The organism is Pseudomonas sp. GM78 (assembly GCF_000282475.1).
Taxonomy (GTDB): Bacteria; Pseudomonadota; Gammaproteobacteria; order Pseudomonadales; family Pseudomonadaceae; genus Aquipseudomonas.
Genome location: NZ_AKJF01000066.1, coordinates 45,716 through 65,697, shown reverse-complemented (window position 1 = coordinate 65,697; position 19,982 = coordinate 45,716). Strand labels below are relative to the sequence as shown.

Annotated in this window: 15 protein-coding genes, 1 tRNA gene and 1 pseudogene; 3 read left to right on the top strand and 14 right to left on the bottom strand. The window is 60.3% G+C overall.

Features of this window, described 5'->3' with window-relative positions; genetic code table 11:
* Positions 1 to 8 precede the first annotated feature (8 nt).
* Positions 9 to 950 (bottom strand): 1-phosphofructokinase, encoded by a 942-nt coding sequence (gene pfkB, locus PMI35_RS21980; protein ID WP_008057449.1) that lies wholly within the window; start codon positions 948 to 950, stop codon positions 9 to 11.
* The gene (gene ptsP / locus PMI35_RS21985; protein ID WP_008057446.1) at positions 950 to 3,811 is read right to left on the bottom strand and encodes a phosphoenolpyruvate--protein phosphotransferase; all 2,862 of its coding nucleotides are present in this window, start codon (positions 3,809 to 3,811) and stop codon (positions 950 to 952) included. Before ptsP ends, pfkB begins: the two co-directional genes overlap by 1 nt.
* Before the next feature lie 294 nt (positions 3,812 to 4,105).
* On the opposite strand from ptsP, the gene cra reads away from it, so the two are divergent.
* Both cra and PMI35_RS21995 read left to right on the top strand, forming a co-directional pair.
* Positions 4,106 to 5,101, top strand: coding sequence for a catabolite repressor/activator (gene cra / locus PMI35_RS21990; protein ID WP_008057443.1), 996 nt, complete (start codon positions 4,106 to 4,108; stop codon positions 5,099 to 5,101).
* 3 nt (positions 5,102 to 5,104) lie between these two features.
* Positions 5,105 to 5,881, top strand: coding sequence for a TatD family hydrolase (locus tag PMI35_RS21995; RefSeq protein WP_008057442.1), 777 nt, complete (start codon positions 5,105 to 5,107; stop codon positions 5,879 to 5,881).
* Here PMI35_RS21995 and PMI35_RS22000 read toward each other — a convergent pair whose 3' ends face one another.
* The 5 genes and pseudogenes from PMI35_RS22000 to PMI35_RS22020 form a co-directional block, all read right to left on the bottom strand.
* On the bottom strand, positions 5,882 to 6,271 hold the full coding sequence (locus PMI35_RS22000) for a hypothetical protein (protein ID WP_008057440.1): 390 nt from the start codon (positions 6,269 to 6,271) through the stop codon (positions 5,882 to 5,884).
* A gap of 120 nt (positions 6,272 to 6,391) precedes the next feature.
* The gene (locus PMI35_RS35850; protein ID WP_443217051.1) at positions 6,392 to 7,096 is read right to left on the bottom strand and encodes a methyl-accepting chemotaxis protein; all 705 of its coding nucleotides are present in this window, start codon (positions 7,094 to 7,096) and stop codon (positions 6,392 to 6,394) included.
* Between the two features lie 1,598 nt (positions 7,097 to 8,694).
* A complete protein-coding gene (gene ampE / locus PMI35_RS22010) occupies positions 8,695 to 9,531 on the bottom strand; it encodes a regulatory signaling modulator protein AmpE (RefSeq protein WP_008057437.1) in 837 nt (278 codons plus the stop codon).
* Positions 9,531 to 10,088 (bottom strand): 1,6-anhydro-N-acetylmuramyl-L-alanine amidase AmpD, encoded by a 558-nt coding sequence (gene ampD / locus PMI35_RS22015; protein ID WP_008057436.1) that lies wholly within the window; start codon positions 10,086 to 10,088, stop codon positions 9,531 to 9,533. Before ampD ends, ampE begins: the two co-directional genes overlap by 1 nt.
* 131 nt (positions 10,089 to 10,219) lie before the next feature.
* Positions 10,220 to 11,407 (bottom strand): annotated as a pseudogene (locus PMI35_RS22020) (DUF1631 family protein); the annotation flags it as partial.
* 243 nt (positions 11,408 to 11,650) lie between these two features.
* On the opposite strand from PMI35_RS22020, the gene nadC reads away from it, so the two are divergent.
* On the top strand, positions 11,651 to 12,499 hold the full coding sequence (gene nadC / locus PMI35_RS22025) for a carboxylating nicotinate-nucleotide diphosphorylase (protein ID WP_008057434.1): 849 nt from the start codon (positions 11,651 to 11,653) through the stop codon (positions 12,497 to 12,499).
* An 87-nt stretch (positions 12,500 to 12,586) separates the two neighbouring features.
* Here nadC and PMI35_RS22030 read toward each other — a convergent pair whose 3' ends face one another.
* The 7 genes from PMI35_RS22030 to infB all read right to left on the bottom strand — a co-directional run bounded on the left by PMI35_RS22030 (position 12,587) and on the right by infB (position 19,962).
* Positions 12,587 to 12,892 (bottom strand): DUF6388 family protein, encoded by a 306-nt coding sequence (locus PMI35_RS22030; protein ID WP_008057433.1) that lies wholly within the window; start codon positions 12,890 to 12,892, stop codon positions 12,587 to 12,589.
* A 134-nt stretch (positions 12,893 to 13,026) separates the two neighbouring features.
* Positions 13,027 to 13,102 (bottom strand) — tRNA-Thr (locus PMI35_RS0132440).
* Between the two features lie 153 nt (positions 13,103 to 13,255).
* Entirely contained in the window at positions 13,256 to 15,361 is a 2,106-nt protein-coding gene (gene pnp / locus PMI35_RS22035) for a polyribonucleotide nucleotidyltransferase (protein WP_008057432.1), read from the bottom strand.
* A gap of 208 nt (positions 15,362 to 15,569) precedes the next feature.
* Complete coding sequence (rpsO, locus tag PMI35_RS0132435; protein WP_011332409.1) at positions 15,570 to 15,839, bottom strand: 30S ribosomal protein S15; 270 nt, start codon at positions 15,837 to 15,839, stop codon at positions 15,570 to 15,572.
* A 115-nt stretch (positions 15,840 to 15,954) separates the two neighbouring features.
* Complete coding sequence (gene truB / locus PMI35_RS22040) at positions 15,955 to 16,872, bottom strand: tRNA pseudouridine(55) synthase TruB (protein ID WP_008057431.1); 918 nt, start codon at positions 16,870 to 16,872, stop codon at positions 15,955 to 15,957.
* A gap of 3 nt (positions 16,873 to 16,875) precedes the next feature.
* Positions 16,876 to 17,277: a 30S ribosome-binding factor RbfA gene (gene rbfA / locus PMI35_RS22045; RefSeq protein WP_008057429.1), complete on the bottom strand. Its 402-nt coding sequence runs from the start codon at positions 17,275 to 17,277 to the stop codon at positions 16,876 to 16,878.
* A gap of 159 nt (positions 17,278 to 17,436) precedes the next feature.
* Positions 17,437 to 19,962: a translation initiation factor IF-2 gene (gene infB / locus PMI35_RS22050; RefSeq protein ID WP_008057427.1), complete on the bottom strand. Its 2,526-nt coding sequence runs from the start codon at positions 19,960 to 19,962 to the stop codon at positions 17,437 to 17,439.
* Between the last annotated feature and the right edge of the window lie 20 nt (positions 19,963 to 19,982).

Sequence of the window (19,982 nt, the reverse complement as noted above, 5' to 3'; positions counted from 1 at the left end):
CAACCCTCTTATTGTTCTGTCAGGGGGCGCACGCGCACACCCTGTTCGAGCTGCGCCAGTTGCGCCGCATCGCTGATACCGAAACCGATCTGGGTGACCGCCATCGCGGCAATCGCCGTGGCGGTGCGCAAGGTTTGTTCAGGCGTATCGGCGCTGAGCAACCCGTGGAGCATGCCGGCCAACAATGAGTCGCCCGCGCCTACCGTACTGGCGACGCTGACCTTCGGCGGTGTGGCATGCAACGCCGAGCCGACGCTGAACCAGTTCACACCCTCGGCACCGTGGGAAATCACCACATGCTCGATGCCTTGCGCGTGCAGGCGGCGCGCCGCTTCGGCCTGGGCCGTGATGGAAATCACCTCGCCATCGAGCACGTCGGCCAGCTCTTCGGTGTTGGGCTTGATCAGCCACGGACCGGCCTTGAGCGCCGCCGCCAATGCCTCGCCACTGGTATCGAGAGCGACCCTGAGGCCGAGGCTTTTCAAGCGCAGGATCAATGCCTGCAACCACTGCGCACTGATGCCCTGCGGCAGGCTGCCGGCAACCACGACCGCGTCATGCCCCGGCGCAATCCGATCGAGACACTCGAGCAACGCCTGCTGCGCCGCCGCGCTGACCAGCGGTCCCGGGCCATTGAGGTCGGTGATGCGCCCATCGCTCTCCGCCAATTTGATGTTGCTGCGCGTCTCGCCAGGAACACGAATGAACGCATCGACAAAACCGCGTTTGGCGAACAGGGTTTCGAACGCTTGCAGATTGTCTTCACCAAGAAAACCACTGACGGTCAATTGATGCCCGAGGTCCGCCAACACCTGCGCCACGTTCACCCCTTTGCCGGCGGCGTGGGTGTGCAGGGTGTCGCTGCGGTTGACCTGACCGGGTTCCAGGCGCGCAAGCTGGACGGTGAGGTCCAGCGCCGGGTTGAGGGTCAGGGTTAGAATCCTGGCCATTACAAAGCCTCCACGAGTGCGCGCACTTCATTCGCGCTGCCCACGGCAAGTGCCTGTTGGGCAAGGGTTTGAGCCTGGGCCAGGCTGAGTTCGCGAACCCGTGCCTTGACCTCGGCAATGCTGCGCCCGCCGACGCTGAGTTCATCCACACCCAGGCCGACCAGCACCGGTACCGCCAGTGGATCGGCCGCCAGCTCGCCGCACACCCCGACCCACTTGCCATGGGCATGGGCCGCGCGCACGGTGATGTCGATCAGTTGCAGCACCGCCGGATGCAAGCCATCGGCCTGGGCCGACAAGGTTGGATGCCCACGGTCGATGGCCAGGGTGTATTGCGTCAGGTCATTGGTGCCGACGCTGAAAAAGTCGACTTCTTTGGCCAGCACCGGCGCCAGCAAGGCTGCCGATGGCACTTCGATCATGATGCCCAATTGCAGGTCCGCCACCGGAATCTCCAGGCGCAGGCGTTCGGTCATGTCTCGCGCCTGACGCCACTCGTCGACGCTGCCGACCATCGGGAACATGATCCGCAACGGGCGGTTGTCGGCGGCGCGCAGCAAGGCGCGTAATTGGGCTTCCATGATCTGCGGCCGTTGCAGGGTCAGGCGAATGCCGCGTACACCGAGGAACGGGTTTTCTTCCTTGGCGATCGGCCAATACGGCAGCGGTTTGTCGCCACCGACATCGAGGGTGCGCACCACCAGCGGTCGACCGGCCAGGCCATCGAGTACGCGGCGGTATTCGGCTTCCTGGGTCGCCTCGTCCGGCGCTTGCGGATGGGCCATGAAAATCAGCTCGGTGCGCAGCAGACCGATGCCTTCGGCGCCCTGCTCCACCGCGCTGGTGACGCCGGCACTTTCACCGATATTGGCGAACACTTCGACGGCATGACCGTCGGTGGTCAACGCCGGCTGATGGCGCTGTTCGGCGGCGGCCTTCAGGCGTTGCTCGCGGGTGTCGCGCTCCTGGGTGGCTCGCTGCAAGGTCGCCGCGTCGGCGTCCACATGCAAACGACCGCGTTGGCCATCGATCAACAGCGGTGTACCCGGTGCCAGCAGCAACACCGCGGCCCCGGCGCCGACCAGCGCTGGAATCCCCAAGGCACGCGCGACAATCGCGCTGTGGGCGGTGGCGCCACCGCGGGCGGTGAGAATGCCGGCGACACGAGTCGGATCAAGGCGCGCCACATCGGACGGACCAACTTCGTCCATCACCAAAATGTACGGCTGCTCCGGTTCATTCGGGGTTTCGACACCACTGAGTTGCGCCAGCACGCGACGGCCGATGTCGCGCAAATCGGCGGCGCGCTCGGCGAGCAAGGCGTCCTGCAAGGATTCCTGTTGCCTGGCGGCGGCTTCGATCACGGACATCCACGCTGCTTCCGCGCTTTCGCCCTGCTTGAGACGGGTGTCGACCTCATCGGTCAATTCCGGGTCGTCGAGCATTTCCTGGTGAGTGATGAAAATCTCGCGGATGGCCTTGGCCTTACTGCGCTCGATCAAGCCGCCGATGTCTTGGCGCACGTGGGCCAACGCTTGTTTGAGACGCTCACGTTCAATGGCAGCGGACTCTCCGCGCAGCGGGTAATCGATGGCTTGCAGCACCTGAATATGCGCCGGGCCGATGGCGATTCCCGGAGCGGCGGCGATGGCCTGTACCAGACTGCCCGACGCCGGGGCGAGCAGCACCTGGGCCACCTCGACCACTTCCTCACGCGGCTGGCTCACCGCTGGCAACGGCTCGACTTCTTCACCGAGGCCTTCTTCGATGGCGGCCAACAGGGCGGGCAAGGCATCGGCAGCGATGCTCGGCTCGGCGATGATTTCCAGTACCTGACCGCGACGGGCGCCGAGGCTGAGCAGTTTGCTCAAGCTTTTCACCGACACCGCGCTGTCCTGGCCATCGACGATGCGGATGCGAATCTCGCCTTCGAAACTTTTCGCCAGTTGCGCGAGGATCTTCGCCGGACGGGCGTGCAGGCCGTGGGCGTTGGCCAGCGCAATGCGTGCACTTGGCCAGTCCGCCGGCAGCTCGCCGCCGAGAACTTCAAGCACCGCGCGGCAACTGGTGGCACGGCCCAACTCATGGCCGCGACCTTCGATCAGCAGCGCACACAGGCGTTCGAGCAACGCTTGATGGGCCTCGCCCAGGCTGGCCAGGCAAAACAGGCCGCTCAGGGGTTGGCCGAGGTAGCGCAGCGGTTTGTCTGGCGTGACGAACGCCAGCCCCGGACGCTTGACCGTCTGTTCACTGTGCAGCCACCACAGCCCATCGCCCAGCGGCAGCGCTTCGACTTGCTGCAACACGGCGGAAAAACCGTTGCTGACGCAGTCGGCCTGACGCAGCAAACGCGCGCCGCGCCAGACCAGCTCTTCGAAATCTTCGGCAGCAACGCCCAGGCCGATCATCTGCGCATCCAGTGCCAGTTCTTGCGGCGCGCCTTGCAGCAGTTTCAGCAAGGCCTCGGCGCTACTGGCACGACGCAAGGCCTGGCCCAGGTCGGTCTCGCCGAGGGCACGGGTCAGCAGTTGCAGCAGGCGCAGGTGTTCGTCGGATTTGGCGGCAATCCCGATCGCCAGATAGACGATCTGTCCGTCGCCCCAATCCACGCCATCGGGGAATTGCATCAGGCGCACGCCCGTGGAAAACACCTGGTCGCGGGTTTCAGGCGTACCGTGGGGGATGGCAATACCTTGACCAAGAAAAGTCGAGCCCTGGGCTTCGCGTGCCTGCAAGCCGGCGAGGTAGCCCTCGTCAACCAGGCCATCGGCAACCAGGTGCCTGGCCAGCAGTTGCAGCGCGGCGGATTTATCCACAGCCGACTGGCCCATGGATATCTGCTCTATGGTGAGCTCGAGCATGCTGTCTCCTGTTGGCACCCTTGGGGCGCCAGGTATTGTTTTTGAATGATTCAGCTTAGGCCTTTGTCTTAAAACAATCTTCGGCGGTTTCTCGGCAGAACCGGCCAAAGCAGCCATTAATGTAGAAAATACGCTTGCTGAATCGTTTAATCTAGAGTGATTGGCACGTTACTCGATAATGTTGCATCGTTGAAGCCCAACTTGTCGGATGCGTTGTGACCCTGGTCGCCTGCCTGAATCGGGTAGGATTGGTGAAAATGTCGAGGCAAGCTCGAAAAAACAAGGAATAGCGGGTTGAAACTCAGTGATATAGCCCAGCTGGCCGGTGTGTCCGTTACCACCGCCAGTTACGTCATCAATGGCAAGGCCGAACAGCAACGCATCAGCAGCGCCACCGTTGAGCGCGTGCGCGCGGTCGTCGAAGAACATGGTTTCACGCCCAATCCCCAGGCGGCCGGCCTGCGCAGTCGCCACACCCGGACCCTGGGCTTCATTCTGCCGGACCTGGAAAACCCCAGTTACGCGCGGATCGCCAAGCTCCTGGAACAAGGCGCCCGGGCGCGGGGCTACCAGCTGTTGATTGCCAGCTCCGACGATGCACCGGACAGTGAACGGCAACTGCTGCAACTGTTCCGCGCCCGCCGCTGTGACGCCCTGATCGTCGCAAGTTGTCTGCCGCCCGGTGACGACAGCTACCGCCAGCTGCAAGCCAAAGGCATTCCGATCATCGCCATTGACCGGGTCATGGAACCTGAGTATTTCTGCTCGGTGATCAGCGACGACCGCGAGGCCAGCCTGCACCTGACCCAAAGCCTGCTTGATCCGCTGCCCAAACAGATCGCCTTGATCGGCGCCCGCCCCGAGTTGAGCATCAGCCAGGAACGGGCCGCCGGCTTCAAGGAAGCCCTGGTCGGCTACGACGGCGAGGTCCTCATCGAACACGCTGATTCGTTCAGCCGTGAGTGTGGCAAGCAGTTGATGGAAGAACTGATCCAGCGCGTAGGGCATTTGCCCGAGGCACTGGTGACCACGTCCTATGTACTGCTTCAAGGTGTGTTCGATGCGCTGCACGACTTCCCGCTGAAAACCCGCCCGCTGCGCCTCGGTACATTTGGTGACACCCAGTTGCTGGATTTCCTGCCGCTGCCGGTGAACGCCATGGCACAGCAACACCAATTGATTGCCGACAAGGCCCTGGCACTCGCGCTGGCGGCCATTGAACAATCCGATTACCAACCCGGTGTACTGGCCATCGCGCGGACGTTCAAGCAACGTATTCGCCAGGACTGAGCCATGGACCTGATCGACACCCACACCCACCTGGACTTCCCCGACTTCGACGCGGATCGTCAGGCGCTGATGGCCCAAAGCCGAGCGCTCGGGGTGCGGCAGATGGTGGTGCTGGGGGTTTACCAGGGCAATTGGCAGCGCGTCTGGGAACTGGTGCAAAGCGATCCCGACCTGCATGCGGCGTTCGGTTTGCACCCGGTGTACCTGGAGGATCATCGCCCCGAACATCTGACCGAACTGGGCGACTGGCTGACGCGATTGGCCGGCCATCGCCAGCTGTGTGCAGTGGGCGAGATCGGCCTGGACTACTTCATCGAAACCCTGGACCGTGAACGCCAGCAAGCGTTGTTCGACGCGCAGCTGCAGCTGGCGGTGGATTTCAATTTACCCGCCCTGATCCATGTGCGCCGCAGTCATGCGGCGGTGATTGCCACGCTCAAGCGTTTCAAGTTGAAACGCGCCGGGATCATCCATGCCTTCGCGGGCAGCCAGGAAGAAGCGCGCGAATACATCAAACTCGGTTTCAAACTCGGCCTCGGTGGCGCTGCGACCTGGCCCCAGGCACTGCGCATGCACCGCGTGCTCGCCCGCTTGCCGCTGGAATCGGTGGTGCTGGAAACCGACTCGCCGGACATGGCACCAGCGATGTTCCCCGGCCAGCGCAACAGCCCGGCGCACTTGCCGGCGATCTGTGGGGCACTGGCGCAAATCATGTCGCTCGCCCCCGAACAGCTGGCCAGCGCCAGCAGCGCCAATGCGCGTGAATTGTTCAACTGGTAATCAGTCGACGTGAGCCTTGGCGGCCTCGAGAATCAGCGTCATATGCTGACGCTGGCGAGCGAATCGAAGGGCAACGAAGTAGACGAAAATCGCCACCAGCGAAACATTTAGTTGCTCAACGACGCTGAGCATTCCAATCCATTCCAACACCAACGCCACCAGCAATGTGCTGCAAATCATGATCAGCAGGCTGGCCTTCAACATGGCCAACGAGTCCAGGGACTTGAAGCGCCTGATCTGTTTCGGGTCGCACAGTTGCAGGGCTTTCTGACAGTGGGTACAGGTGAATGCTTCGTTGATTGCAATGGCATTGAGTTGCCAGGGCTTGAGCAATAGCGTGCGCTGGCAATGGGCACAGCGTCCCTGGATACCAAGTGTTGCGACAGCCATAACCGTGCCTCCTCCATGCGGTCAGTGACGTGGATAATCCTTCATTGAAGACGAAAAACAAGAACCCGCAGGAAAACAGGAGCTTTCCTGCGGGCATTGGGAAGGGGTACTACAGCGTTTTCAGACCCGGAACGCGCTGATCAACTGTTTGAGCTCCACCACCTGCGCCGACAGCGCGCGACTGGCATCCTCCGTCTGGTGCGCACCTTCGGCCGTGCGTTCGCCGGCACGATTGATCTCGACAATGTTCTGGTCAATGTCGTGGGCCACGGCGGTCTGCTGTTCCACAGCCGCGGCAATCTGCTGGTTCTGGTCGACGATCATGCCGACAGCCCCCAGGATATTATCCAGGGCCTTCTGGACCTTTTCCGACTGCCCCACCGTTCCGTTAGCCATCTCATGACTGACGCCCATCGCCTTGACCGCGGCCCCGACCCCGCCGTGCAGCTTGGCGATCATCTGTTCGATCTCTTCGGTCGATTGCTGGGTGCGCTTGGCCAGGGTGCGGACTTCATCTGCCACCACCGCAAACCCGCGACCCTGCTCACCGGCCCTGGCTGCCTCGATGGCGGCATTGAGCGCCAGCAAGTTGGTCTGTTCGGCGATGCTCTTGATCACTTCCAGCACACGGCTGATGGACTGGCTGTCGCTGGCCAGCTGGTTGATCACCTGCACCGATTGATCGATTTCGCTGGCCAGGGCGGCGATGCTGCCCTGCTGCGACTCCACCAGCTCACGACCGCTCGCCGTTTCGTCGTTGACACTGTGGGCGCTGCTGACGGCGGCGGCAGCGCTGCGCGCCACCTCAAGGGAGGTGGCCGACATCTGGTTCATCGCGGTGGCGACCTGCTCGATCTGCGAACGCTGCCCGGCCACGGCCTGGTTGCTTTGCGCCGAGACACTCTCGACTTGCCCGGCCTGGCGCTCGACCTCGCCGACGGTTTGCCCGACACGCTCGATCAAGTCATGGATCTGTTTCACAGTGCCGTTGAACACCTCGCCCAACTCGCCCAGCTCATCGCGACTGTGGGCGTTGAAAGTGACCGTCATGTCGCCGGCCGCCACTTTATCCATGACTTCGCCAAGACGCTTGAGGGTGGTGCGGGTCGAGGCGTAGAAGCCGCCGTACAGGTAAAAGATCAGCACAAACACCACCGACAGCGCCACCGCCTGCAGAATCATGTGCGTGCGGTTCTGTTCCAGGCGCTGTTGCAGCTGGGTGCCGAGAAATTTCAAAGTGGCTTCATTGAGTTGGTAGGTCTGCCCCATCAGCGCCGAGACCTGATCGTAAAAGGCCTGCCACGGTGCATCGAGCGTGTCGGCCATCACCACTTGCTCTTCGAACAGCTCGCTGGCCTTTTTCAACGAGGCCTTGCTGCTGTCAGCCTGGGTAGCCAGGGTTTCGCGCGCGGCGTTGCTCGAGCCCGTTGCGTCCTGCAGCTTCAGGCCGTACTCGGCATGGAGCTTGTCGAGCTGTGCCAGCAACTCATCGAAACGCGTGCTCGACGACGAATTGAGAAAACCCTGGCCCAGGGAAGAGGCGCCCAATGCGCGGCCTTCGCCAAGCATCTGGGTGATGCGTGGGGTGACGTTGGTGACGAGTTCGCTCAGCTGGCGCATGTCACTCTGGCTGTCGTGGCTCAGGCCGGCCTGGCTGGCGATGATCTGGCCGAATACCTGCGCATTGCCGAGCAGTTTGCCGATCAGCGCACTTTTGCTTTGCAGGGATTTTTCCGTTTGCTGAGCTTTGAATGCGCTGATCATTTCATCGCGCTTGGCCTCGAACAGCACGATCTGCTCCGGATCGGTGGCCATCGCCGTCAACCCCTGCAAGCGTGCCAGGACACCTTGTTCAAGGGTACTAATCTGCGTCTCGACATTCCCCGCCTTGCCCGACTGGCCCAGGGCGACGTTGATCTGCACAAGATTGTTCAGGGTTTCCAGATCACGCCTTAACGCGAGGCTGCTGCCCAACAAGTCCAGGCTCTGCAGTTCGACCCGGGTGCCCTGGAACTCTCGATAGGAATCACGCACCAGGTAGAAGTTGGTTACCAGCATCGGCACCAGGAACAGTACGCTGATCAGACTGAACTTCATGCCAAAGCTCAGGCGGTTCATCAGCGCGACGGCGGGATAGAGCAAGCTCTTCACTGGAAGTCTCCCTTGGATTTCTTATTTTTATTGGCGAGCGCAGCGAGACAGCAGATAGCCAGTATTCGGCGCTAGCTCTGTATAGCGTAAATCAAGGGAGGGTTTTGTAACTTAAGGTTAACGGAATGCAGTGCCCGCGAAGAACGATAACGCCGAGCAGCAGAGACACCGCAGCGTCTGGTTCGCCGGCAAGCCTGGCTCCTACAAGTCGAAGAACGATTACGCGGTGCGACAGGTACACCGCAGCGTCTCGTTCGCCGGCAAGCCGGCACCTACGGCAAAACCGTCCACAACGCAAAACCCGCATACCAGAGCACTGCCGCCCGCAGCAGCAACTCCCAGATACGGTCGAGATTATGGATGCCTTCGGGCCCTACCACCGGGGCTGGAATTTCACCGGCTACCAGTCCGACCTTTTCGATCAATTGGGCAGCGCTGATGTTCCAGTTCAACAGCTCGTGCAACATCACCCGGCTGACCGCGACAAAGTTGCCGACCAGGGCAAAGCTCGCTGCCAACAGACGCACCGGCACCCAGTCGAATGCATGGCGCAGTTGTGCGGCGCGTTCGACCAGGGCCGCGTTTTGCCCATGTTCTTCGGCCAGGGCCAGCAATCGATAACTCAGCGCGGCGACCGGTCCCAGCAGGAAGTACCAGAAAATGATCGCGAAAAAGCTCTGGTAGGCCTCCCACAGCAAATGCCCTTCGACCCGCTCCAGCAGTTGCTCGGCATTGTCGGCGCAGATGTCCAGATCACGCTTGGCCACATGCGCCGCCGCTTGCAAATCTTCGCGGCGCCAGGCATCGCGAAAGGGCCCGAGAGCGCCCAGTAGATCGCCGCGCCCCAGGCTGTAGATCACCACCAGCAAATGCACCGGCAGCGCCAATAAACCGTAGGCTACAGGGTCGAGCACCACCAGCAGCAAGCCCAGCACTGCCACTGGGAACAACACCAGCACAGCCAGGACCAGCCACGGACGCTTCACCAGACGCGGGCTGAGTTCAAGCTTGTGCAGCTCCCGAACCCAGCCTGCATCGTGTTGAACCCGGTGGCGCAGGGCCGAAAATTTCTCGATCCACACTGCCAACAGCAACACCAGAAAACTCATTATCCTTCCTCTTGTGCCAAGGCTGCGCGATAGCGTGTCCAGTCGAACGCGGGTCCCGGATCGGTCTTGCGTCCAGGGGCGATGTCGCTGTGCCCACAGATGCGTTGCGTAGTGATGGCCGTAAAGGCCGATTGCAACTGCCGGGTCAGAGTCGTCAACGCTCGATATTGTGCATCGTCGAATGGCAGATCATCCGTGCCTTCGAGTTCGATGCCTATGGAAAAATCGTTACAGGTTTCCCGCCCTTCAAAACTCGAAACGCCCGCATGCCAGGCGCGCTCAAGGCAAGAGACAAACTGAGTGACGGTGCCGTCGCGCTCGATCAGAAAATGCGCAGACACCCGCAGGTCGGCGATCCCTTCAAAGTAGGGATGCTCGGTGACATCCAGGCGGTTCTGGAAAAATTCCTGCACCTTGCCCGTCTTGAACTGCGCTGGCGGCAGGCTGATGTTGTGGATCACCAACAAGGAAATTTCGCCCTCGGGGCGCGCATTGAAGTTGGGCGAGGGGCATAAATGCACGCCTTTGCACCAACCGCTCGCGGGGTCCAGCTGCATACAGGTTCCTTCAACGACGACTGTGTTGGCGCCCAGTATGCCGCGATAGCCCATCGGGAGCGATCACTTGACGCGATTGATGTGCTGCGGTTTGCCCATCATTGACGCCAGGGGCACGCTCCAACAAACAATTGAACGTGCAAGCGTTCCAGCTCGCTGAAAAACGCGCTGGTGGCAAACGGATCGAACGCTGAACTGCCCAGCCCCTCGCGCAATGATTTGAGCAACCCCGGAACCAGCGTCAACAAATGCTCACGAGCATCGGACGAGTCATGACGCTGGACGCTCCAGATCAATTGCTCCATGGTCTGCACATCAGCCTGCCACTGCGGTGACAGGTGGCCGTGCCTGAGGCAGGTCAGGAGCAACACGTTGCTCCAGGCGTCGCGCACGAATGCCGACACACTATGCGGCAAAGTCTTGCCCAGCAGTGCCTGGTTCAACGCCAGCTCGACATGCTGGCGGGCCAAAGCGGTCTGGGCGTGACCCTCTTCAGCATCACGAATCCGCTGCTCCAGCAGTTCGCTGCGACGGCGTTCGTCAGGGGGGAGCGCATCAGCTTGCGCACCTTCTGGCATGGCAAGCGCAGCAGCCGTCTTGTTATCCATCGTGTCGCTTGTCGGAGCGGGCTGCAGGCCAGGCAACACACCGGTGGCGATCAACAATTGGTTGGCCTGGGCGTAAAGCTGGCCAGCGCCACTGAGCATGTAGCGATCAAACAGCTTGAGGATGATCAGCTTCACCTTGATGTCCACGCCCAGGTGGCGCGCGGCGGCCAGGAAGCACTTGCAGAGCACGGTCGGCCCCAGGGGATTGCGCTGCTCGATCAGCGTCCTGCCCAACAACGTACTGAGCCGGGCGGTGAGTTGGTCAAGGGCGAAGCCTTCGCGGTAGAGCGTCTGGTTGACCATCGCCTGAACGGCCAGGTTGCGCTCGGGCCCGTCATCCAGCGGTGCCGTGCTGGCATCGGCCGACAATGAGCGAGGCAGGACTCTATAAGCGAGATCACATTGGCCGAGGTTGATAAACGCCTTGAACAATTGCTCAAAAAACAACCGTTCGATACTTTTGCGCTTCAAGCGCAAGTCGCGCATCGCTTCAAAGAAAAGGCTCTGCTCGGCATCATCGAGTGCCCGGTCGGCCATTTCGAAGAGGGTATCGTCGGCATTATCGAACAGCGCCTGCAAGCCCTGCCTGAGCTGTTGCGTAGCCTTGTCGCGAACCTGCAGCACAATGACAGGCAAGCGGGCGAGTGGCGGTTGCGTCCCCTGGTCGCTGGTGACCCTGCGCAAAGGCACTACATTCCCGTCGTTGTGCATCCAGCCTCCTGAAATCTTCAGCCGTCAAAGTCATGACGTCAAATCCAAGGCGAATTATCGGGTAAAGGGAGCCCTTGCGCCACCCCGGCACACCCTGCATGGGAAAAAGAGGCGGCGGCTGGATGAGGATCACACACGCAATCGACCAAATGCAGGCTTCAGAACACTGGGATCTGTGCTGACGCCTTGGGTTGCTCAGTACCATGGCCCTATAATCGAGGCACTTTGTTTGTGGAGTGCCTTATGCCGAATCTACGTCTCGCCGACTTGAACGCCGAAATCGAAGCCAACGTGCGCCGCGCGTTGCGCGAAGACATCGGCAGCGGCGACATCACCGCACAGCTGATCCCGGCCGAACGCCTGGCCAAAGCCACCATCATCACCCGCGACGCTGCTGTCATCTGTGGCACAGCGTGGGTGGATAACGTGTTTCGCCAGCTGGACCCACGAGTTGCGGTGCATTGGCAGGTCGCCGATGGCGAGCGGGTCAAGCCCAACCAGGTGTTGTTCCACCTCGAAGGGCCGGCCCGTTCGCTGCTGACGGGCGAACGTAGCGCGCTGAACTTCCTGCAAATGCTCTCCGGCGTCGCCACTCGCGCGCAGCAACTGGCAGACTTCGTTGCACAAACCCAGGTGAAACTGCTCGACACCCGCAAGACCCTGCCGGGGCTGCGCCTGGCACAGAAGTACGCCGTGACCTGCGGCGGTTGCCACAACCATCGCATCGGCCTGTATGACGCTTTCCTGATCAAGGAAAACCATATCGCCGCCAGCGGCGGCATTCCGCAGGCCATCGCCGCCGCACACAAGATTGCGCCGGGCAAGCCGGTGGAGATCGAAGTGGAAAGCCTGGATGAGCTCAAGGAAGCCCTGGAGGCAGGTGCCGACATCATCATGCTGGACGAACTGAGCCTGGATGACATGCGCGAAGCCGTACGCCTGAACAACGGCAAGGCAAAGCTGGAGGCCAGCGGCGGGATCAACGAAAGCACGTTGCTGCCGATTGCAGAAACCGGGGTGGATTACATTTCGATTGGTGCGATGACCAAGGATGTGAAGGCTGTCGATCTGTCGATGCGTTTGAGTCTCTGATAACGACTGTAGGAGCACGGCTTGCCGGCGATGGCGATCTGAAGGACGCAGTCGCCGGCAAGCCGGGCTCCTATAAGAGCGTTTTTATCAGACCACCAGATTGTTCATCTCGCAGTACTCCTCCCACTCGACACCCAGCACCTCGGCTGCTTCCCTGTGCAGTTCCAGGCGCTTGGCCTCGTACTCTTCCGGGGTCGAGGTGTACTTGAGCGTCAGCTCCCACGGCTGCAGGCCCTGGGCTTCTGCTTCATCCTCGAACGCCCACTGGATCTGGTCCTTCTGATCTTCGGGTGGCAAGTCCTTGATCTCTTCCAGCAAATGGGGCACGTCCAGCACGTACTTCTTGAGGGCTTCTTCGTGTCTGGCTTCTTGAGACAGTTCTTTAACGGTCATGGCGTTCTCGTTGATCTGGGGAATGGAAGATGGATCTGGATCATCAAGGATCTCTCTGACGCAAAAAAACCGCGTGACGCCCGGCTTTTCTGGCCTTCAGAACCATTCGGGATCATCTGAAAACAACGTATCGCTGGTGCCCGAGACAGGAATCGAACCTGCGACCTTCGCGTTACGAGTGCGCTGCTCTACCGACTGAGCTACACGGGCAGTGGGCTAAACCTAGCACTGACCATGGGGTCAGGCAACTTCGAACACCGTTAAAATCAAAAGATCACGGCCTGCAATCTTTTGACGGTTGTGCACACAAAAAAAATGCCCCGCCGTTTTCACGGCGGGGCATTGATCAGGCGCGAGGGGTGATTAAACGCCCGAGGCCTTGGCTGCTGCTACGTCCTTGATGGACAGCTTGATACGGCCGCGGTTGTCCACGTCCAGTACCAGCACTTCCACTTCCTGGCCTTCTTTCAGGATGTCGGTCACTTTCTCGACGCGAGCATCGCTCAGCATGGAGATGTGAACCAGACCGTCCTTGCCAGGCAGGATGTTGACGAATGCGCCGAAGTCGACGATGCGTTCAACTTTACCCACGTAGATCTTGCCGATTTCGGCTTCAGCGGTGATACCCAGAACGCGCTGACGTGCAGCTTCTGCAGCTTCCTTGGTTTCGCCGAAGATCTTGATCGAGCCGTCGTCTTCGATGTCGATCGAAGCCTTGGTCTCTTCACAGATCGCACGAATGGTCGCGCCGCCTTTACCGATGACATCACGGATTTTGTCGGTGTCGATCTTCATCGCGATCATGGTCGGAGCGTTGGCCGACAGTTCGGTACGCGACTGGCCAATGATCTGGTTCATCTGGCCGAGGATGTTCAGGCGCGCTTCCAGGGCTTGGCCCAGGGCGATCTCCATGATCTCTTCGGTGATGCCCTTGATCTTGATGTCCATCTGCAGCGCGGTCACACCTTTGGCGGTACCGGCTACCTTGAAGTCCATGTCGCCCAGGTGGTCTTCGTCACCCAGGATGTCGGTCAGGACGGCGAATTTCTCGCCTTCTTTAACCAGACCCATGGCGATACCGGCAACCGGCGCCTTCATCGGCACACCAGCGTCCATCAGGGCCAGGGAAGCGCCGCAGACCGAAGCCATAGAGCTCGAACCGTTGGATTCGGTGATTTCCGATACCACACGGATGGTGTACGGGAAGTCGGCAGCGGCAGGCAGCATGGCCGAAACCGAACGACGGGCCAGACGGCCGTGACCGATTTCACGACGACCGGCGCCACCCATGCGACCACACTCACCTACCGAGAACGGAGGGAAGTTGTAGTGCAGCATGAACGGGTCTTTCTTTTCGCCTTCCAGGGTATCGAGCAGCTGTGCATCACGGGCAGTACCCAGCGTTGCAACGACCAGAGCCTGGGTTTCGCCACGGGTGAACAGTGCCGAACCGTGGGTTTTTGGCAAAACACCGACTTCGATGTTCAGCGGACGTACAGTCTTGGTGTCGCGACCATCGATACGTGGCTTGCCGTTAACGATGTTTTCGCGAACAGTGCGGTATTCGATTTCGCCGAAAGCAGCTTTGACTTCGCTGGAAGAAGGCTGGCCTTCTTCGCCGGACAGCTTGGCAACGACCTGGTCCTTCAACTCGCCCAGGCGAGCGTAACGGTCGGCCTTGACGGTGATGGTGTAGGCCTGGGAGATCGCTTCGCCGAACTCGGCACGGATAGCGCCCAGCAGTTCGGTGGCTTCAGGCTGTGGAGCCCAGGTCCAGGTTGGCTTGGCAGCTTCAGCGGCCAGTTCTTTAACAGCGTTGATCACAACCTGGAACTCGTCGTGAGCAAACAGTACCGCGCCCAGCATCTGGTCTTCGGTCAGCTCTTTGGCTTCCGATTCAACCATCAGCACGGCGTCCGAAGTACCGGCAACGACCATGTCCAGGCTGGAAGCCGCTTGCTGCTCGTAAGTCGGGTTCAGCAGGTAGCCGGTGCTTTCGTGGAAGGCAACGCGGGCAGCGCCGATCGGGCCATCGAAAGGAATGCCGGAGATGGCCAGGGCAGCCGAGGTACCGATCATCGCAGCAATGTCCGGATCGGTCTTCTTGCTGGTGGACACGACGGTGCAGACAACCTGCACTTCGTTCATGAAGCCTTCAGGGAACAGCGGACGGATCGGACGGTCGATCAGTCGGGAAGTCAGGGTTTCTTTCTCGGAAGGACGGCCTTCGCGCTTGAAGAAACCGCCAGGGATCTTACCGGCAGCGTAAGTCTTTTCCTGGTAGTGAACGGACAGAGGGAAGAAACCCTTGCCTGGATCGGCTTGCTTGGCACCAACGACGGTCACCAATACGCTGACGTCGTCGTCAACGGTGACCAATACTGCGCCGGAGGCCTGACGGGCGATACGGCCAGTCTCGAGGGTGACGGTCGACTGACCGAACTGGAATTTTTTGATTACCGGGTTCACGGTGTCCTACCTTCTTTTGTGGCTCTTGGGGAAACTGGGTTCTTGCGAAATTCTTGGGCAACGCCGGGAATCGGCCCGACAGGTTGTCCTGGGTGTCTCACACAGGCAAAACGGGTATCCAGATAAAACTTGAGGCTGGGAGCCTGCCATGCGCCGGCGGAAACCCGCTGACGCACGACAGACAACCAACCTCTAGCGCAATCGCTTATTAGCGACGCAGACCCAGGCGAGCGATCAGAGCGCTGTAACGGCTCACGTCCTTGCCTTTCAGGTAGTCCAGCAGCTTACGACGCTGGTTAACCATGCGGATCAGACCACGACGGGAGTGGTGGTCTTTACCGTTGGCCTTGAAGTGACCTTGCAGTTTGTTGATGTTGGCGGTCAGCAGTGCAACTTGCACTTCTGGCGAACCAGTGTCACCAACAGCTTGCTGGTAGTCAGCTACGATTTGAGCTTTTTCTTGAACGTCGAGAGCCATGTGGCAATCCTTTTATCAGGAAACTGTTTCAAAAACAGTTTCAACAGGCCAGGGACAAATCCCTGTATCTAAAAATGAGTAGTGACCGTGCCTGCTGACAGCCACACTCGTCCGGTCATTCTGACCGAATCAGTCGACGCGGCGCGATGCGCCCGTCTTCGCTCACTTCACCGATACCGATGAAGCGACCATTGTGATCCTGTACCCGTACCATGCCGAACTTCGGGGCATCCGGGGCGCGTACCGGCTGGCCGTTGAGCCAGTAGAACGCGCTCGCTTCCGAAAACTGCAACAGTGGCCAATCCAGCAGGCCGCTGTCCGATGGCATCAGGAAGCGATCGACCGCTTCGTTGCCCCCTTCGGCATGTACCGCTTCCAGCTCTTCGAGGGTTACGGTCTGCGCCAGGGTGAAAGGCCCGGCCTGGGTACGTCGCAGTTCTGCAACGTAAGCGCCACAACCGAGTTGCTCACCGATATCCTCCACCAGGGTGCGAATATAGGTGCCTTTGGTGCAATCCACCGCAAGCCGCGCAGTATCTCCTTCGAAGGCCAGCAATTCCAAGCGCGTAATAGTAACAGAACGCGGTTCGCGCTCCACTACTTCACCTGCACGAGCCAGCTTGTACAGGGGTTGTCCATCACGCTTGAGAGCCGAGTACATCGGCGGTATCTGACTGATTTGCCCACGAAATTGCGGCAGCACAGCTTCGACATCGGCGCGACCAACGGTCACCGGGCGCTCCTGCAAAACCTCACCCTCGGCGTCCGCCGTTGTGGTGGTCTTGCCCAGTTGCGCCAGGGTTTCGTAACCCTTGTCGGAATCGAGCAGGTACTGCGAGAACTTGGTGGCCTCACCGAAGCACAGCGGCAATACGCCGGTGGCCAGCGGATCGAGACTGCCGGTGTGCCCGGCCTTCTCGGCGTTGAGCAACCAGCGGACCTTCTGCAGGGCGGCGTTTGAGGTGAACCCCAGCGGCTTGTCGAGCAGGATGATGCCGCTGACGTTACGACGGATACGTTTGACCTGAGCCACCGATTACTCCTTGGTGTCTTCGGCTTGTGCCGCAACCGAGTGCTGGTTGTCTTCAGCCACTGCGCGCTCGATCAAGGCCGACAGATGCGCACCGCGCACGACGCTTTCATCGTAGTGGAAGTGCAACTGCGGAACACTGCGCAGCTTCATCTCGCGGGCCAGCTGCATGCGCAGGAAACCGGCGGCGGAGTTGAGCACCTTGATGCTTTGCGCGATGTCTTCGTGGCTGTCCTGGCCCATCACGGTGATGAAAATCTTGGCGTGACCGACGTCACGGCTGACTTCCACAGCGGTAATGGTGACCAGGCCGACGCGCGGGTCTTTGACTTCACGACGGATCAGTTGTGCCAGCTCGCGCTGCATCTGATCGCCGATACGTTGGGTACGGCTGTATTCTTTTGCCATGTCTTGTTACCTGTTACTGCCCCACGGTGAAACCCGTGAGGTCTGAAAGCGGCAAACGCCCGGCCTGACAAAAGCCAGACCGGGCGTTGCGTTTAGAGTCCGGGCGATGCGCCGCGCAATTGCATGCGGCTGGCCATCACGGCTCTTGAAGTGCGCGAGTTAGAGGCTGCGAGCAACCTGGACCTTCTCGAAGACTTCGATCTTGTCACCGACCTTGACGTCGTTGTAGCTCTTCACGCCGATACCGCATTCCATGCCGGCACGCACTTCGGAAGCGTCATCCTTGAAGCGACGCAGGGATTCCAGCTCGCCTTCGAAGATAACGATGTCTTCACGCAGTACACGGATTGGACGGTTACGGTGAACAACACCTTCGATCACCATGCAACCGGCGATCGCGCCAAACTTCGGCGAACGGAACACGTCACGCACTTCGGCGATGCCCAGGATGTTCTCGCGAACGTCGCTGCCGAGCATACCGGTCAGGGCTTTCTTGACGTCTTCGATGATGTCGTAGATCACGTTGTAGTAACGCATATCCAGACCTTCCTGCTCGACGATCTTGCGAGCGCCGGCATCGGCACGCACGTTGAAGCCGAACAGTACAGCGTTGGAAGCCAGTGCCAGGTTGGCATCGGATTCGGTGATACCACCGACACCGCCACCGACCACACGCACTTGCACTTCGTCGTTGCCCAGGCCGTTCAGAGCACCGTTCAACGCTTCCAGCGAACCACGGACGTCGGATTTGAGGACGATGTTGAGCGTCTTCTTCTCTTCCTGACCCATGTTTTCGAAGATGTTTTCCAGCTTGCCGGCGTGAGCGCGAGCCAGTTTGACTTCGCGGAACTTGCCTTGACGGAACAGAGCCACTTCACGGGCTTTCTTCTCGTCGGCAACCACGCTCATCTCGTCGCCAGCGTCCGGGGTACCGTCCAGGCCGAGGATCTCGACAGGGATGGCCGGACCTGCTTCCTTGATTGGCTTGCCGTTCTCGTCGAGCATGGCACGTACACGGCCGTAGTTCGAACCGACCAGGACCATGTCGCCTTGGCGCAGGGTACCGTCTTGAACCAGGACGGTCGCAACCGGGCCACGGCCCTTGTCGAGGCGGGATTCAACCACAACGCCACGGCCAGGAGCCGATGGAGTAGCGGTCAATTCCAGAACTTCGGCTTGCAGCAGAACGGCTTCGAGCAGTTCGTCAACACCGGTACCCATCTTCGCGGAGACTGGTACGAATGGAGTGTCACCACCCCACTCTTCGGAGGTCACGCCGTGAACCGACAGTTCGCTACGGATGCGATCGAGATCGGCGCCCGGCTTGTCGATTTTGTTCACTGCAACCACCAGAGGAACGCCAGCAGCTTTAGCATGCTGAACGGCTTCGATGGTCTGTGGCATCACGCCGTCGTCCGCTGCAACTACCAGGATCACGATGTCGGTCGCCTTGGCACCACGGGCACGCATCGCGGTAAACGCGGCGTGACCAGGGGTGTCGAGGAACGTCACCATGCCACGGTCGGTTTCAACGTGGTACGCACCGATGTGCTGGGTGATACCACCGGCTTCGCCAGCAGCAACCTTGGCACGACGGATGTAGTCGAGCAGGGAAGTCTTACCGTGGTCAACGTGGCCCATTACGGTCACGACCGGCGCACGGGAAACAGCCTCGCCTTCAAACTTCAGGGACTCAGCCAGGGAATCTTCCAGGGCGGTGTCGCTGACCAGGGTCACTTTGTGGCCCAGCTCTTCGGCAACCAGCTGGGCAGTTTCCTGGTCCAGTACCTGGTTGATGGTCGCTGGAGTACCCAGTTTGAACATGAACTTGATGATTTCAGCAGCCTTGACCGACATCTGCTGGGCCAGATCGCCCACAGTGATGGTCTCGCCGATCTTCACTTCGCGCACGACAGGGCCGGTTGGGCTCTGGAAACCGTGGGCGTTGCGCTTCTTCAGCTTGGCCTTGCCGCGACCACCACGACGGAAGCCATCGCTTTCTTCGTCGGTAGTACGTGGGGCAACGCGTGGCGCAGGCGCCTTTTCCTTGACCGAAGCACGATGCGGAGCGTTTTTGCGCTCGCCATCGCCGCCACCGCGACGATTGTTGTCGTCGGCACGTGGCTTGTCCGGACGACGCTGCTCGTCGCGCTTGCGGGTATCGGCTGCAGGTGCCGGAGCGGCTGCCACGACCGGCGCGCTTTCGCGCACAGGCTCGGCCACCGCAGCTGGCGCTGCAACAGGTTGGGCTGGAGCGGTCGGCGCAGCAGCTGGCTGGCGACGCGCTTCTTCTTCGGCGCGACGCTTGGCTTCTTCTTCAGCCTTCTGACGTGCAGCATTTTCTACTGCGCGACGTTCATCCAGTTCACGCTTGCGCTCGGCTTCGATTTCTTCCGGGCTGCGCTGTACGAAGACTTTCTTCTTGCGTACTTCAACGCTGATGCTCTTGCTGCCAGCAACACGCAGGGTGCTGGTGGTTTTACGCTGCAGCGTAATCTTGCGTGGTTCTTCCACTTTCGCCTTGTGGCTGCTCTTCAAGTGAGTCAGCAACGATTGCTTCTCACTGTCAGTCACACTTTCTTCGGCGGCGGTGTGCGGCAGACCTGCCTCACGCATCTGCTGCAACAGGCGCTCTACCGGTGTTTTGACCTCATCGGCCAGTTGTTTCACCGTGACTTGCGTCATGCATTTCTCTCCTCAGGCCG